Origin of the sequence: Massilia rubra (assembly GCF_011682065.1) — a bacterium.
GTDB classification, from domain to species: domain Bacteria; phylum Pseudomonadota; class Gammaproteobacteria; order Burkholderiales; family Burkholderiaceae_D; genus Telluria_A; species Telluria_A rubra.
In genome coordinates this window covers 283,785-298,224 of sequence record NZ_VUYU01000002.1, presented here as the reverse complement: position 1 = coordinate 298,224, position 14,440 = coordinate 283,785, and the positions used below count along the sequence as shown (strand labels likewise).

Below are 14,440 nucleotides of genomic sequence, written 5' to 3'. Positions count from 1 at the left end.
CTTCAGCCGCCCGTCACGGGCGGGAAGAACGCCACTTCGGCGCCCTCTTCCACCACCTGGTCGGGACCGCACATGACCTGGTTGCAGGCCATGCGCAGGGCGCGCTGCTCCGACAGGGCCTGCTCCCACTTCTCGCCGCGCTCCATCAGGTGGCGGCGCACCTGGCCGACCGTGTCGATCCCTGCTGGAAGAGTAACGGTTTCCTGGGACGAGCCAAGTGCTTCGCGCACGCTGGCGAAAAAACGCAGTGTAATGTTCATCGATGCCTAATGCAGTAATTCGCTAAATGGGAGGAAGCGCACGATGTCGCCCGCCTTGATGGCCTGGCCGGCGGGATTATCGAGCAGGCCGTCGCCCCAGACGGTGGACGTGAGCACGCCCGAACTCTGGTTGGGGAACAGATCGAGCCCGCCGGCGTCGTTGATGCGCACGCGCAGGAACTCATTGCGGCGGTCGGCCTTCGGCCAGTCGAAATCGGCGCGCATGGCGTACGCACGCGGCTCGACGCTGCCGGCGACGCCCTGCAAGCGCAGGATGAACGGACGCACGAACAGCAAAAACGTGACGAAACTCGACACCGGATTGCCGGGCAAGCCGAGGAAGAACGCCGATCCGCCATCGCGATCGACTTCGCCGAAGGCCAGCGGCTTGCCCGGCTTGACGGCGATCTGCCACATGTTCAGGCGCCCTTCGGCCTCCACCGCCGGTTTGATATGGTCTTCCTCGCCGACCGACACGCCGCCCGAGGTGATGATCAAGTCGTTCTGGCGCGCGGCGTTGCGCAAGGTCTCGCGGGTCGCCTCCAGGGTATCGGGCACGATGCCGAAGTCGGAAATCGCGCAGCCCAGGTTCTCCAGCAGCGCACGCAGGGTAAAGCGGTTCGAATTGTAGATGGCGCCCGGCGCCAGTTGCCCGCCCGGCGCTTCGCCCGGCATGGTCAGCTCGTCGCCGGTGAAAAACACCGCCACCCGCAAGCGGCGGTACACCGGCAGGTTGGCCAGGCCGACCGAGGCGGCCAGGCCCAGTTCCTGGCTGCGCAATCGCGTGCCGGCGGCCAGGATAACGCCGCCCGCTTGAATGTCTTCGCCGGCGCGGCGAATCCATTCGCCCGCTTGCGGCGCGTGCATGATGGTCACCGTGTCGTCGGGACCAGCTTCGCACTGTTCCTGCATCACGACCGCGTCCGCTCCTTGCGGGATCATGGCGCCGGTGAAGATGCGCGCCGCGCTGCCGGCTTCCAACGGTTTGCCGACCGTGCCGGCCGGGATGCGCTGGGTGACCGTCAAGGTGGCCGCGCCGCCGGCGCAATCGGCCGCGCGCACGGCGTAACCGTCCATCTGCGTGTTGTCGGCGGACGGTACGTCGATGGTCGAGACCTGGGAGGCGGCCAGCACGCGGCCGTTGGCGCCCAGGGTCTGCACGATTTGCGTTTCATGCACGGGGCGCGCCGCGCCTTCCAGGAAGTCGAGCGCCTCGCGCACCGACAGCATCGGCGCGCGGCTCTTGGGTGATTCGTTTGCCATGCTGTTACAGACCCGTGTTGGCGGCGATGTAAGCCTGCATCTGCGCCACGTCCGCCGGCATGACGACGAACTTCTGCGGCAGCGATTCGATATCTTCGAACCCTGGCGGACGCTCGGCGTCCACGCCCAGCGCGTCGAGGATGGTTTCGTTGAACTTGGCCGCCAGCGCGGTTTCGAGCACGATCATCGGCACGCCCGGCGCCATGTACTGGCGCGCCACCTTGATGCCGTCGGCGGTGTGGGTGTCGATGGTGATGTCGAAGTCGTCGGCCACGTCGCGGATGGTGTCGAGGCGATCCTTGTGGGTCGATTTACCCGACGAGAAACCGTAGTTCGACACCAGCTTGAATTCGTCGCCGTCGCTGCCCGGCTTGCCCGACAGGTCGAAGCCGCCCTGGGTTTCTACCTTGTGGAACAGCGCGCGCACGCGCTCGGCGTCGCGCCCCACCAGGTCGTAGATGAAGCGCTCGAAGTTGGACGCCTTGGAGATGTCCATCGACGGGCTGCTGGTGTGGTACGTTTCGGTCGACTTGCGCACGCGGTACACGCCGGTGCGGAAGAATTCGTCGAGGACGTCGTTCTCGTTGGTGGCGGCCACCAGGCGGTCGATCGGCAGGCCCATCATGCGGGCGATGTGACCGGCGCAGATATTGCCGAAGTTCCCCGACGGGACCGTGAACGAGACTTTTTGCGTATTCTCGGTGGTGGCCGCGAGGTAGCCGCGGAAGTAGTACACCACCTGCGCGACCACGCGCGCCCAGTTGATCGAGTTGACGGTGCCGATTTTTTGCTTGGCCTTGAACGGCAGGTCGTTGGAGACCGCCTTGACCAGGTCCTGGCAGTCGTCGAACACGCCTTCGACGGCGATGTTGAAGATGTTCGGGTCCTGGAGACTGAACATTTGCGCGCTCTGGAAGGCGCTCATTTTCTTGTGCGGCGAGAGCATGAACACGCGGATGCCCTTCTTGCCGCGCATGGCGTATTCGGCGGCGCTGCCGGTGTCGCCCGAAGTGGCGCCGAAGATGTTCAATTCCGCGCCATCCTTGGCCAGGGTGTATTCGAACAGGTTGCCCAGCAACTGCATCGCCATGTCCTTGAAGGCCAGGGTCGGGCCGTTCGACAGCGCCTGCAGGATCAGCGTCTTATCGCCATGTTGTTCGAGGATGCGCAGCGGCGTGATGTCGGCGCTTTTTTCGCCCTTGCGCACGTTGCGGTAGACATCGGCCGTGTAGGTCTTCTTGGTGAGCTTTTTGAGGTCCGCTTCGGGAATGTCGGTCGCGAACTTTTTCAGGATCTCGAAGGCCAGGTCGGCGTACGACAGCTTGCGCCAGGCATCGAGTTCGGCGCCGCTTACCTGCGGATATTCGGCCGGCAGGTACAAGCCGCCGTCGGGCGCGAGGCCGCCCAGCAGGATGTCGGAGAATTGTTGGGGAGCTTGCGAAGCGGTGGCCTTGGCGGCGCGGGTAGACACGTAGTGCATAGAGTTGGTAGGTCCGTTTTGGCTGACAGCGGGGAGCAGAACAATGCGATCGGACGTTTATTATAGTGCGCTGCGCCATCGCATGCGAAATCGGCGCACATTTCCGTCTTTTGACGGCAAACACGCCGGCTTCGCCTCAGAGCCGGGCGGCTGCCGACTGATCGCGCATGGCCAGGCCGGTCATGGCGTCGAGCGCACTGACCTCGCGTATGACCTGGATCATGCGCTGCCGCAATTCCTCGGTATCTTCGATTGACAGGCAGAGCCAGCGTCCTTGGATGCCGGCCCAGACAAAATGCCGCCGCAGCGCGTCTACGAAACGAAGCGGCAAGGCCCGGTTCCCCAGAACGACGTGGGCCAGCGCCTTCGACGCGTACATCCAGTCGTCCCTGTGCAGCTTGTCGAGCGTGTCAAGAATGGCCGGCCAGGCGGCCAGCAGCGCCTGGTCGCCACCCTGCTTCCAGGTCGAGAGAATGCGCCTGGACAGATCGGCGGACTTGAACGTCTCGCCGCCCGGGCGAGCCCGATCAGCCGCAGCCAGCGCGTCCTGGTAAAGGCGTCGCAGCCTGATGGCGCCGACCAGGTCGCGCCAATACGTGGGCAGGTCCGCCTGCGCGGCGTAGGCACGCTCGATCGCGGCAAAATCGGTGGTCGGTGCGATGCCCAGCGCTTGCCAGCAAAGCGTCTGATCCGGATCATCAGGCGCTGAACCGGTGTCGATAGATCCGCAAAGTGTCGTCATGCGCCGATTTTACACGGCCGCATGCAAGCGGAAAAGGCTGTCATTGTTTTACTGCTATGATCGCGCGCTCAATCTGGGAGAAACCATGACCGTCTCATCCGTGCCACATCCGTACTTTGACCGTTTGATCGACCTGGCGCGCGCGGCCGGCCCCGTGACCGTGGCGCTGGCGCACCCGTGCGACCGCCACGCCCTCGAAGCGGCGCTGCACGCGGCCCGCCTCGGCCTGATCACGCCGATCCTGGTCGGCCCGCGCGCGCGCATCGAACGCGCCGCCGCCGAGGCCGACCTGGACATCTCGGCCCTGCCGCTCCACGACACCGAGCACAGCCATGCATCGGCCAGGCGCGCCGTCGAACTGGTACGCGACGGCAGCGCCGCCATCCTGATGAAGGGCAGCCTGCATACCGACGAACTGATGGGCGCCGTGGTGGCCGCCGATACCGGCCTGCGCACCGCGCGCCGCCTGAGCCACTGCTTCGTGATGGACGTGCCGGGCCGCGACGAGCCGCTGATTATCACGGATGCCGCCGTCAATATCATTCCCACCTTGTCCGACAAGGTCGATATCGTGCAAAACGCGATCGACCTGGCGCACATCCTGCGGTTTCCGGAAGTGCGGGTGGCGATCCTGGCGGCGGTGGAAACCGTGAACGCCAAGATGCCGTCCACCATCGACGCCGCGGCCCTGTGCAAGATGGCCGATCGTGGCCAGATCACGGGCGCCCTGGTCGACGGCCCGCTGGCCATGGACAACGCCATCGACCCGGAAGCGGCGGCGATCAAGGACCTGGTCTCGCCGGTGGCTGGACGGGCGAATATTTTGGTCGCCCCCGACCTTGAGGCAGGCAACATGCTGGCCAAGAGCCTCAGTTTCATGGCCAATGCGGCGGCGGCCGGCATCGTGCTCGGCGCGCGCGTGCCGCTGGTGCTGACCAGCCGCGCCGATTCGCTGGCCGCGCGTCTGGCCTCGTGCGCGGTGGCGGTGCTCGTCGCCCAAAGCCGCCTGACCGGCGTGAAGACCCTGGGCCTGTGATGGAGGCGCCGAACGACTGCATCGTCGTCATCAACGCCGGCTCGTCGAGCATCAAGTTCACGCTGTTTACCGGTTCCACGCTCGACTTGCTGCTCAAGGGCAGCATCGACAATCTGTACAGCGGGCCTACCCGTTTCATCGCCAAGGACGCCAAGGGCGCCACGCTCGGCGAACAGACATGGAGCGATGCGCCACTGGACCATGCGGCCGGCATGCGCCATCTGATCGATTTCGTGGAACAGCGCCTGCAAGGCCACCGGATTGCCGCCGTTGGCCATCGCATCGTCCACGGCGGCATGCACTACAGCGGCCCGCAAGCGCTCGACGACAAGGTGCTCGCCGCGCTGGACAAACTGGTGCCGCTGGCGCCCCTGCACCTGCCGCACAACCTGGCGGCCGTGCGCGCCATGCGCGCGATGGCGCCGGGCGTGCCGCAAACCGGCTGCTTCGACACCGCTTTTCACACCGCCCAGCCGGCCCTGGCGCAAGCGTTCGCGCTGCCGGCCGCCATTACCGACCTGGGCATCCGGCGCTATGGCTTTCATGGCCTGTCGTACGAATACATCGCCAGCCGCCTGCCCCAGGCCGATGCGCGCCTGGCCGGCGCCAGGGTGGTCGCTGCGCACCTGGGCAATGGCGCCAGCATGTGCGCCATGGCGGCCGGGCGCAGCATGGCCAGCACCATGGGCTTTACCGCCGTCGACGGGCTGCCGATGGGCACCCGCTGCGGCACGCTCGACCCGGGCGTGGTGCTGTACCTGATCGAAGAACTGGGCTGGGACGTGGCCGCCGTGCAGAAGCTGCTGTATCAGCAATCGGGGCTGCTGGGCGTATCGGGCATGTCGTCCGACATGCGCGTGCTGGAACAGAGCGACGCGCCGGCGGCGCGCCTGGCGATCGACCTGCTGGTGTACCGGATCGGCCGCGAACTCGGTTCGCTGGCGGCCTCGCTGGGTGGACTCGATGCGCTGGTGTTCTCCGGCGGGATCGGCGAAAACAGCGTGGCCTTGCGTGCAGCGGTGTGCCGCGACGCCGCCTGGCTCGGTGTGGCGCTCGATGCGGCCGCCAACGCCGCCAATCCGCGCGACGTCGCCTGCATCAGCACCCCAAGCAGCAAGGTGGCCGTATGGGTGGTGCCGGCCAACGAGGAGCTGATGATCGCGCGCCATACGCTGGCGCTGCTGCAAGCAGCCTGATACAGGCTATCGAGCGGCGCGCCCAAGGATGGGGACACGGGCCCGTTTTCCGCATCGTCACCGGTGATCGCCGCCTTACTGACAGGTCGGGCCGCGATCGTACGGCGGGATGAGCGTCAATCTCCCTGCCATCTCGCTGGCCCTGGGCCGTGCGCCCAGGGCCGCGATGCGGAACACCGCATCGCGCACCATGTCGCGCTCCGGCGCCATGTCCAGCGCCGTGGCCGCCGCGTTCTTGATGTCGAAATCGCCGTCGTCGAGCGCCCGCGCGAGCGTCTCGAGCGTGGCGGCCGTGGTGCCCAGCTTCAGGTTGCCGACGCGCGCAATCGCCAGGCCGAACGCGGACCCACGCGCGTCCAGATACTGGCTTGGCAAGCGCCAGGGCGTGTCGACCATGCCCGATCCGCCCGACGCCAGCGCGGCGACCAGCGCCGGACCGACCTGCGCGGCGTGCCGGCTTAGTGAATCCTTCGCGGCGGGCGTATCGATACGGGCCAGCACGGCCTCGGCATACGATTGCTCGATACCGCTGCGGTTCCGCAGCTGCCATTCGAGCACCGGCAACGCCGCGTCACCCGACGCGATCAACGCGGCGCCGATGTAGTCGAGCGAGGTGGCGAGATTGTGTTCCCGGTCGCCCTCCTCGAAGCGGGGAAGTAGCGCCGCCAGCGCCGCCGCCCCGGCGCTTGAATGGGTTTTTCCCAGCAACGCCAGGATGGTGCCCTGCTCGTTGGTGAATGGGACCATGTCGTTCCACCAGAATTGTTTACCGGGCCGATGGGCTAACTTGAACGCATCGGCCAGTTCCGGCACCGAGCTTGCCGGCATCGCCGTTGCGGGTTTCAGCGCGGCGAGGATGGCGGCGGGCGGCACCTGTCCGGCCCCGGCCCGGTAGCCGGCGCGCAGTTCGCGCACCAGTTCCGTGACCAAGTACGCCAGGTGCCGCTGGTCCGCACCGCCGCTGAAATACAGCGTTTTCAACGCATTGCGCCGCTCATCCGCTTGCGCTTGCGGCAGGCCGCGGTAGTACGCCATGATCATGGGCGCGACGCCGTCGAGCGGACGTTGGAGTGCGCGGATCGACGCCATCGCCATCGCGCGCGTGGCGGGCGACGCCATTTGCGAGCGCAGCTTGTCCCCGGCCTGGCGCTCCAGCACGGCCGTCAGGCGGCCCATGCGGAAGCGTCCTTGCAGCGTGGCGGCGGCCGCAGTTGACATCGCCGGGTCGTCGAGCAAACCGATCAAGTGATTGTCCATGCCGTGCATGTCGCCTTCATAGTCGATGGCGGTGTCCAGGTCCGGCACGACGTTCCGGCTGCGCAGCGCCATCAGGTAGGCAGCGGCGCGCCCGCCTTCTTCGGCGCGAATGTAGGCGCCCACCAGGTCGCCCGTCGGGTCGGCGCCATAGTGGGTGGTGTGTTCGATCAGGCGCTGCAGGCTTGGTACGGCCCGGTTTGACCCGGCGATGGCGGTGGCGCTCATGTAATTGGCCAGCAGCCCTTTCGCATACGGGGAGACGGTTGGCGAATCGAGCACCGTCACCAGCAGGTCGATCTGCGCCGGGTGCTCCCTGCCCAGTTCGAGGAACGCGCTCATGGCAGCTCGCTGGGACTGCGCGTCCTGGGCCTGCATCGCCGCGTCCATGAAGTCCGGCAGGGCGAACAGCGCGCGTTTGCGATAACGCAGCATCTCTTCCTGAACGCGGTGGCGGTAGGGCCGTGCTCCCGGATCGCGCAGCAGGGCGTGCAGCAGGGGCAGGACGATGGCGTGCTTCGCCTCCACGTCCGCGTCCTGACTCCAGCGTATCAAACGCAGGGCGCTACGCCGCGCAAGGTGGTCTTCGCTACCGAGCATGGAGACAATCGCTTCCCATAGCGCAGGGTCGGGGTCCGGGATGCTGCCCTGGATGCACACTTCGAAGGCCATGCCGCCGGCGGCTTCAAAGGCGCGCGCGACGGCGATCCGCTGAAGCGGCGGCATCTGGCGCTGGCACACTGAGTCCAGGATGGGGGCGCTGTCGGCAGCGCTGGAGCCGGCCACACCGAGCGCCAGCGCCGCGAAGGCATGGCTGACCAGGGATCTTGCGGTCAACGCTTTGGGGAGAAGCATATGGCGGTCTCTGCAGGTAAGATGATGATTTGTACATCATTATAACGGTTGATGCCTGCAAGAAAAATTTATTGGCGCGGACACGCCCTCCCCGGCGCCGCTGCGCTCATGGCGATACAGTCACTGCCTGCCTCAGATAAGCGTCTTCGCTGCATTCATGCAGCATGAATGCAGCCAGATCCGCACGCGACAGTCCTGCAAACAATCCGGGCGTCAAGGTGGGCGCGGCCCGGTAACCGCCGCGCCGCTTGCCATTGGTTAGCATCGCAGGCCGCACCAGGGTCCAGTCGAGCGCACTGGCGCGCACCAGGATCTCCATGCTGTCCTTGTCGCGCATTTTGGCGGCGATGATACGGCGCACGAAGCGAATGAACAGCGAGGCGTTCCGGGTTTCCGACGCCCCGTAGGCGCTCAATGCGACCAGCCGGCGCGCGCCGGCCGCGTTCATCGCCTGCACGATACCGCGCATGCCGTCGGTGCAGACGGCGGACGTGTCTCCCTTGCGCACACCGAGCACGCTGATGACGGCATCGGCGCCCTGCACCACCTCTTTCACCGCATCCGGCTGCGCAAAGGTGCCGACCACGATGTGCAAGCGCGGATGCGCAATCGGGATGGCACTGGCACTGCGCACCAGCGCCGTGATCTCATGACCGGCTTGCAGTGCCTGCGCGACGGCATGCCGGCCAACGCCGCCGCTGGCGCCAAAAACAGCCAGCTTCATTGGCCGGCACCCGCGTCGATGCGCGCCAGGACCGCCAGCGCCGCTGCGCCCAGCGCCGGCGCGCCCGCCATGAAGCCGCCGCTGTCCGGATGCCACGCTTCGCCGCGCAGGCCGCTCACCCGGCCGCCCGCCTCGGCAACGAGCAAGGCGCCCGCAAACAGGCCCGAACGCACCTGGCTGAACTGCCAGAACAAGTCTTGATGGCCGGCGGCGACGGCGACCAGCTGCATGGTCGACGGCACCGACACCTGCACCACCAGCGCCGCATCCAGCATCGCCGTGACCGACTGGCCGATACGCCGCTGCGTACCGGCCCCCTCGCCCGGCGCCGCCTGGCCGGTGCCCACCATGGCGGCGCGCAGATCGGTCTTGGACGACGCGTGCAAGCGCGTGTCGTTACGCCAGGCGCCGCCGCCAGCGAGCGCGGTATAGGTGTCGCCGGTCAGCGGCAGGTAAATCGCGCTCAGGACCGGCGCATTGTCGCGTACCAGCGTCGCCGTCACGCACCAGTGCGGCGAGCCGTGGATATGGTGAATGGCGCCTTCGACCGGGTCGCATACCCACCATTCGCCGTCGGGCAAGGAGCCGCGCCCTTCCTCGTCCTCGTCCCAGCGGGCGCCGGGACGCGCTTGCGACAGGGCCGGGCGCAGAATGGCCATCGATGCGCTATCGTTGGCCGCGATGGTCGATGCGATCTCCTGCATGGTGCGCGGACGCGCGGCCGGGTCGAACAGCGCCTTGATGGCGCCGGCCATCTGCACCGCGGCGACGGGTTGCAGCAACAGCGCGCGGTCGGCGGTGGCTGGAATGGACGTGTATTGAGGATGGTTCCTGCGTGGCTCTTCCCTGGTTGCGTCAAGCGTCTCGGAATTGCGCTTGACTTGGCCTGGAAATGATATGAGCATGCTGTTGCATGAACAACTCGCAATCGAAGAAGGCGACCGCGCGCCGGCTGGCGTCAAGGAAGACGCCGTCCCAGCCCCGTTCCGCCCATACCGTCGGGGTCATCCTGGAGGGGGCAGCTCACATTCTCGAGCAGCACCGACTTGAGGGATACACAACGAATGCAATCGCTACCCGCGCCGGCGTGAGCATCGGTTCGCTGTATCAGTATTTTCCGACCAAGGACGCGGTGACGATCGCGCTGATCGAACGCGAATTGTTCAATCAGGTGCGCGAGGCGAGCGAAGCCTTGCAAGGGCCGGACCACCGGCGCGCCGTACGCGACCTCGTCGAACTAGCCAGCCGCTACCAGCTGCGCCGGCCGCAACTGGCCCGGGCTGCGAAGGCAGCTTTTGAGTGCTATTTAGGCACCAATTTGCCGGTATCGCGGTCGAGTTGGAATGTACGCCGGGCATTCATGTCGGCCACACAGGCCAAGCGTTTGATCTCGTGCGAATTGCCAGCGCCACCGCCGATCAGCGAGGAAGCGAAGGCGCACTGCACCTGGCGGTCGCGCACGAACGACGCGTTCGCGGCGCGCAGCTTTATGCCGGCATCCTTGATGTAGGTATCGCTTTCATCCCAACTGGCAATCGCGGCCGCCGCCCTAGCTTCGGCCTGCTTCAGCGCCGCTGCGCTGTCGGTCGCATGTTTCTTCAGGCACTCGCGAATGTCGAACTGCGAAAACTGATTGCATTGCTCAATTGCAGCGACAGGTTGTGCACGGTTGTCTGCCACGGCAGGGCCCGAATATACGACCGACGAGCAAATAAGTACTGCTACTATTCTGCTTCGCATATTCCGCTCCCAGCTTTACGCACATACGGCATCACGAAATCGAGTTTTCTTACATACATTTCATCACCTCCACCGTTATACCAGCGAGCGATATTGCTGTGGTTAATGGGGCGCCAGCCCGTAATGACCTTCGACGTCTTTGCTTTCTGAAATTTGATAACGTCACCCTTATGCAGCACGTTCGCGCGCGGATTTAACTCCCGTAACACCTCCACCGTGCTTTTGTTTTTGCTGGCAATCCGCTCAAGTGTATCGCCGCTATCGACTTTGACTTCCTCGACCCGCGATCCAGGCTCGCGGATACTTTGGAAAGCATACGTCGCCAAGCGCATCAACAAATAACCAATGGCAGCCCGAATATTGTGCGTCGGGTTAGTGCGGACCATACCGCTGCTGGTGCCCGACCGATAAGCCGGGGGCATGATCAAATCGCCGCCTTCATGATTTCCCAACAGCGCCATCATGCCCTTATCGCCAGGCACGCCGATCTGCAAGGGCTTGATTTTCCATTCAGAGGATCCTGCGCCCGTTTCAGTCCATAGCATGCCCTTGACATACAACCAGTCCAAGGCTGAATAACCGGGTGTTGCCGCCAGGTGGCGGTTATATTCATTGACGGCGACCCGAATGTCACAGTCGTGTATATTCCATTCCGGCTTGCCCGCTCCGTTCACAACTCCCTGCTGCCACTGTTCATACGTCATAAAATCCCCTTGACATCACGTTCTGGCGTTGAGGTACACTCTCCAAGGAGAGTGGTCAGGATGGCAATCATAACATTAATGATACGTCTGTAAGGTCTACATTGTCGCCGTCGCCACGCAGAGTACTTTCTCGCAGTAGGCGCGCAGCGGTTCCGGCTTGCCGGCCGGCCCGCGAAAGGCGATGTGGCCGTCGGGCGCCGGACCGGGCTACTCTTCCCAACGCCACAACGTCGAAGACAACCGGATCAGGCACGCTCACCGTGACCGGCAATTTTTCAGTTCCAGATGACTTCGACACAATGGCACAAGACGACATCGAAGAGATTGGGGCGATAAATGAAACTGTTACTGGACACCCATCTGCTGATATGGGTGACCTGGAAGCCGGCGCAGCACCAGCCCCGCCCCCGCCAATCCTGAGGTGCCCGGCGTCACCCCGACGCCTGGCCACCCGCGATCTCAAGGTAGAGCTTGACGTGCGCCAGTAACGAGCGCGGCGCTTTACCTAAGGTGAAATCAAGGACACCCGCGTTCCTCGTGCAGAGGACGGGTTGACTTGAGGCATTCACTTAGCGGGAGATCGACATGAAAACGAGAACGACAACACACCAACGTGGGGATGGCTGGACATGTTGGCTGCTGTATCCGCTTGTCGCACTGGCAGCATGGGCCGCCAATCCACAAGCGGCCGCGCCGCAAGGCACGGCAGCGATGAAAGCGCCGCCCGCCAAGACGATCTATCGCATCGTTCATCTTTCCCCAAGCGCCAACGGGCCTTTCGATATCAACGGCAAGGGACAGGTCGCGTTCACCGAGGATGTCGGGAACGACCGGACCATGGCAAGGTTCTACGACGGCACGACCTTCAGCAATCTCGGCACGCTTGGCGGTGCGGGTTCCTTCGTCAACGCGCTCAATGATGTCGGCCAGATTGTCGGCGGTTCGAACTTCAGCCTGGAAAGCACCGACACGCACGCTTACCGCTGGACTGCGCAAAGCGGCATGGTGACCTTGCACACGCCGCCCTACAATTTCGCGACGTCGGCCGCGTTCGATATCAATAAGCGCGGGCAGGTTGCAGGCTACCTCCCCTTCTTCGGACCGGTGTTCGAGCCCCTGCATGCGACCCGATGGAGTCCGGAAAACGTGCCGCTCGACCTGGGCACGCTCAACGGACCGTCGCTGGCCATGGCGATCAATGAGGCGGGGCAAGTCGCGGGGAACACCAGAAATGCCACCGACCGCGGCCTGGCATTCCACTGGACCGAGGCGGGTGGCATGGTCGGGCTGGGCACGCTTGGGGGCGCGGATTCGGATTCGGTCGCCATCAACGGGATCGGCCACGTGGCCGGCCACTCGGCGACGGCGGCGGGCCCGACCCATGCGTTCCTGTGGACGCCGGAGCAAGGCTTGACCGATCTCGGCCCAAGGCGCACGGATGCCGACTCCTTTACGGTTGGCATGAATGACCGCGACACGGTGGTCGGCATCATCCGCATCGTCGACGGTCCCTACCGCGCCTTCGCCTGGACCAGGCAGGCTGGCATGAAAGACCTGGGCACATTTGGCGGGCGCAGCGCCTACGCCCACGACGTCAACCAGCCCGGACAGGTTGTCGGCAGCGCCGAAACGCGCGATGGCGCAAGCCGCGCGTTCGTGTGGACCGGCGCCGAGGGCCTGGTCGACCTGAACACCCGCATCCCGCGCGCGCCGTCGGGCTTCGTGGCCACGGCCGCTCGGGGAATCTCCGACAATGGCGCGATTGTCGCCGATTCGAATGCCGGGCTGGTCCTGCTTGTTCCGACAGCCGCCACCCATGTTGCCCCCACAGTGGGCCCGATCAGGCGCAGCGGAGGTGCGCGGGTCGATCTGCCCTTGTCGGTGTCCGCCGGTTTCGTCGATGCCGACCCGGGCGAGACCCACAGGGCGACCTGGTCATGGGGCGATGGCAGCAAGGACGAGGCCGGCGTCGTCGCCGAAAAGAACGGCGCCGGCACCGCCAGCGGCAAGCACGTCTACCGGGCCGCCGGCCTCTACACGGTCACGCTCACCGTCACCGACAGCAGCGGACAGAGCGCGACCGTGCATCGCAGCGTGGCTGTGTGCGGGCCGGGCGCTTATGTCAGCGGCGAAGGCTCGTTCATTTCTCCCCCCGGCGCCGTCAAGGGCAACAGAAACCAGTCCGGACCGGCGACGTTCGCCTTCCTCTCCGAGCAACAAGCGGACGGACGCCGGGCGCAAGGGAAGGCATTCTTGCGTTTTGGCGTCGCCCATCTCCGGTTCGACAGCAAGCGCTTCGATTCGGTGACGGCGGGCGGGGCAAGGATCGCGTATCGCGGTGGCGGCACGGTCAATGGCGCGGGGAGCTACCAGTTCACGCTCACGGCGCAGGCCGCTGCGGACACGGCAGACGGCAAACAGCGCCTGCACATGCGGATCTGGCATCTGGACGCCGCCACCAACCGGGAAGTTGTCGACTACGACAACCAGGGCGGCCCGAATGGGCAAGACGGTGTTGGACTACGCTATTCTTCCCAGCGCGCCACCACATCGAACGCAACCGGATCGGGAATGCTCACTTGGGAATAAACCGCATTGAACTCCTCCTGGCCGATGAGCGCCCGCACCATCTCGACACGCGCTTTCGGTCCCTGCCGGTAGGGGTGCTCGGCCGGCGTCTTGTCCAGGCAGCCGAGCAGCATGCTTCGCAGCGCCGGATCGAGCAGATCGCTCACCTTGGCGACATCGGCCCGCAGCAAGGCCACCGGATCGTCGTCATCGTCATCGAGCAAATCGAGCTCGGCGAACACGTTCAGGTACTCGCCCACGACAAACTGATCGAAGCCGGCGTAATGCAGCGTCGATGTGCTGGCGTCGTGCCAGACCATGCACACGCCCTCTTCGCCGCCGCGCAAGCGCACCATGCAATAGGCGTCGCCCGCGCCCGAGCGTGCGAACGGCAGGAACACATTGCCGTTCTGCTTGACCGGATTGAGCCAGCCGGCGACGACGGCCTGCGCTTCCTGCGCCGCCAGCCACTCAAAATCGTTCAGCGCCGACAAGGCCGTGCGCCCGGGATCGTCATAGCCGTTCGCGCCGCGCTCGATCAGATGGCGCAGGGTGGCCGGCAAGGCAATCCCGGTGGATGCCGACAATGCGTCGAACGATTCGCTCATGCCTGGCTCC

General features: G+C 65.2%; 13 protein-coding genes and 1 pseudogene. 4 read left to right on the top strand and 10 right to left on the bottom strand.

Going from position 1 to position 14,440, the window contains the following annotated elements:
- Positions 1-2: 2 nt before the first annotated feature.
- The 4 genes from moaD to F0185_RS03945 all read right to left on the bottom strand — a co-directional run bounded on the left by moaD (position 3) and on the right by F0185_RS03945 (position 3,745).
- Positions 3-260 (bottom strand): molybdopterin converting factor subunit 1, encoded by a 258-nt coding sequence (gene moaD / locus F0185_RS03960; RefSeq protein ID WP_166896587.1) that lies wholly within the window; start codon positions 258-260, stop codon positions 3-5.
- Between the two features lie 6 nt (positions 261-266).
- The gene (locus F0185_RS03955; RefSeq protein WP_167221775.1) at positions 267-1,523 is read right to left on the bottom strand and encodes a molybdopterin molybdotransferase MoeA; all 1,257 of its coding nucleotides are present in this window, start codon (positions 1,521-1,523) and stop codon (positions 267-269) included.
- Positions 1,524-1,527: 4 nt separating this feature from the next.
- Entirely contained in the window at positions 1,528-3,003 is a 1,476-nt protein-coding gene (gene thrC, locus F0185_RS03950) for a threonine synthase (RefSeq protein ID WP_167221773.1), read from the bottom strand.
- A gap of 136 nt (positions 3,004-3,139) precedes the next feature.
- Positions 3,140-3,745: a hypothetical protein gene (locus F0185_RS03945; protein ID WP_167221771.1), complete on the bottom strand. Its 606-nt coding sequence runs from the start codon at positions 3,743-3,745 to the stop codon at positions 3,140-3,142.
- Positions 3,746-3,830: 85 nt separating this feature from the next.
- On the opposite strand from F0185_RS03945, the gene F0185_RS03940 reads away from it, so the two are divergent.
- Both F0185_RS03940 and F0185_RS03935 read left to right on the top strand, forming a co-directional pair.
- Positions 3,831-4,781 (top strand): phosphate acetyltransferase, encoded by a 951-nt coding sequence (locus F0185_RS03940; protein WP_167221769.1) that lies wholly within the window; start codon positions 3,831-3,833, stop codon positions 4,779-4,781.
- Complete coding sequence (locus tag F0185_RS03935; protein WP_167221767.1) at positions 4,781-5,977, top strand: acetate/propionate family kinase; 1,197 nt, start codon at positions 4,781-4,783, stop codon at positions 5,975-5,977. Before F0185_RS03940 ends, F0185_RS03935 begins: the two co-directional genes overlap by 1 nt.
- A gap of 75 nt (positions 5,978-6,052) precedes the next feature.
- On the opposite strand, the gene F0185_RS03930 is transcribed toward F0185_RS03935, so the two are convergent.
- The 3 genes from F0185_RS03930 to F0185_RS03920 form a co-directional block, all read right to left on the bottom strand.
- Entirely contained in the window at positions 6,053-8,068 is a 2,016-nt protein-coding gene (locus F0185_RS03930) for a hypothetical protein (protein ID WP_167221765.1), read from the bottom strand.
- A gap of 124 nt (positions 8,069-8,192) precedes the next feature.
- Positions 8,193-8,810 (bottom strand): NAD(P)-dependent oxidoreductase, encoded by a 618-nt coding sequence (locus F0185_RS03925; protein WP_167221763.1) that lies wholly within the window; start codon positions 8,808-8,810, stop codon positions 8,193-8,195.
- Positions 8,807-9,592 (bottom strand): inositol monophosphatase family protein, encoded by a 786-nt coding sequence (locus F0185_RS03920; RefSeq protein WP_223164442.1) that lies wholly within the window; start codon positions 9,590-9,592, stop codon positions 8,807-8,809. The genes F0185_RS03925 and F0185_RS03920 overlap by 4 nt, the downstream gene beginning before the upstream one ends.
- A 131-nt stretch (positions 9,593-9,723) precedes the next feature.
- On the opposite strand from F0185_RS03920, the gene F0185_RS34660 reads away from it, so the two are divergent.
- Positions 9,724-10,320 carry a TetR/AcrR family transcriptional regulator gene (locus tag F0185_RS34660; RefSeq protein WP_229476722.1) on the top strand — a complete coding sequence of 199 codons (597 nt, stop codon included), beginning with the start codon at positions 9,724-9,726 and terminating at the stop codon, positions 10,318-10,320.
- On the opposite strand, the pseudogene F0185_RS35400 reads toward F0185_RS34660, so the two are convergent.
- Together F0185_RS35400 and F0185_RS03905 are read right to left on the bottom strand one after the other, a co-directional pair.
- A pseudogene (locus F0185_RS35400) lies at positions 10,206-10,550 on the bottom strand (lysozyme inhibitor LprI family protein); the annotation flags it as partial. The gene F0185_RS34660 and the pseudogene F0185_RS35400 sit on opposite strands and share 115 nt — an antisense overlap.
- The gene (locus tag F0185_RS03905) at positions 10,535-11,254 is read right to left on the bottom strand and encodes a LysM peptidoglycan-binding domain-containing protein (protein ID WP_167221759.1); all 720 of its coding nucleotides are present in this window, start codon (positions 11,252-11,254) and stop codon (positions 10,535-10,537) included. The pseudogene F0185_RS35400 and the gene F0185_RS03905, both read right to left, overlap by 16 nt.
- A gap of 585 nt (positions 11,255-11,839) precedes the next feature.
- Here F0185_RS03905 and F0185_RS03900 point away from each other — a divergent pair.
- Positions 11,840-13,843: a PKD domain-containing protein gene (locus F0185_RS03900; RefSeq protein WP_167221757.1), complete on the top strand. Its 2,004-nt coding sequence runs from the start codon at positions 11,840-11,842 to the stop codon at positions 13,841-13,843.
- On the opposite strand, the gene F0185_RS03895 is transcribed toward F0185_RS03900, so the two are convergent.
- Positions 13,780-14,430: an SMI1/KNR4 family protein gene (locus F0185_RS03895; protein WP_167221755.1), complete on the bottom strand. Its 651-nt coding sequence runs from the start codon at positions 14,428-14,430 to the stop codon at positions 13,780-13,782. The two genes, F0185_RS03900 and F0185_RS03895, sit on opposite strands and share 64 nt — an antisense overlap.
- Between the last annotated feature and the right edge of the window lie 10 nt (positions 14,431-14,440).

What these genes read in the sequence shown, in the direction of transcription:
- moaD (WP_166896587.1), bottom strand. Translation starts at nt 260, where the DNA reads ATGAACATTACACTGCGTTTTTTCGCCAGCGTGCGCGAAGCACTTGGC.
- F0185_RS03935 (WP_167221767.1), top strand. Translation starts at nt 4,781, where the DNA reads ATGGAGGCGCCGAACGACTGCATCGTCGTCATCAACGCCGGCTCGTCG.
- thrC (WP_167221773.1), bottom strand. Translation starts at nt 3,003, where the DNA reads ATGCACTACGTGTCTACCCGCGCCGCCAAGGCCACCGCTTCGCAAGCT.
- F0185_RS03895 (WP_167221755.1), bottom strand. Translation starts at nt 14,430, where the DNA reads ATGAGCGAATCGTTCGACGCATTGTCGGCATCCACCGGGATTGCCTTG.
- F0185_RS03955 (WP_167221775.1), bottom strand. Translation starts at nt 1,523, where the DNA reads ATGGCAAACGAATCACCCAAGAGCCGCGCGCCGATGCTGTCGGTGCGC.
- F0185_RS03905 (WP_167221759.1), bottom strand. Translation starts at nt 11,254, where the DNA reads ATGACGTATGAACAGTGGCAGCAGGGAGTTGTGAACGGAGCGGGCAAG.
- F0185_RS03900 (WP_167221757.1), top strand. Translation starts at nt 11,840, where the DNA reads ATGAAAACGAGAACGACAACACACCAACGTGGGGATGGCTGGACATGT.
- F0185_RS03940 (WP_167221769.1), top strand. Translation starts at nt 3,831, where the DNA reads ATGACCGTCTCATCCGTGCCACATCCGTACTTTGACCGTTTGATCGAC.
- F0185_RS03925 (WP_167221763.1), bottom strand. Translation starts at nt 8,810, where the DNA reads ATGAAGCTGGCTGTTTTTGGCGCCAGCGGCGGCGTTGGCCGGCATGCC.
- F0185_RS34660 (WP_229476722.1), top strand. Translation starts at nt 9,724, where the DNA reads ATGAACAACTCGCAATCGAAGAAGGCGACCGCGCGCCGGCTGGCGTCA.
- F0185_RS03945 (WP_167221771.1), bottom strand. Translation starts at nt 3,745, where the DNA reads ATGACGACACTTTGCGGATCTATCGACACCGGTTCAGCGCCTGATGAT.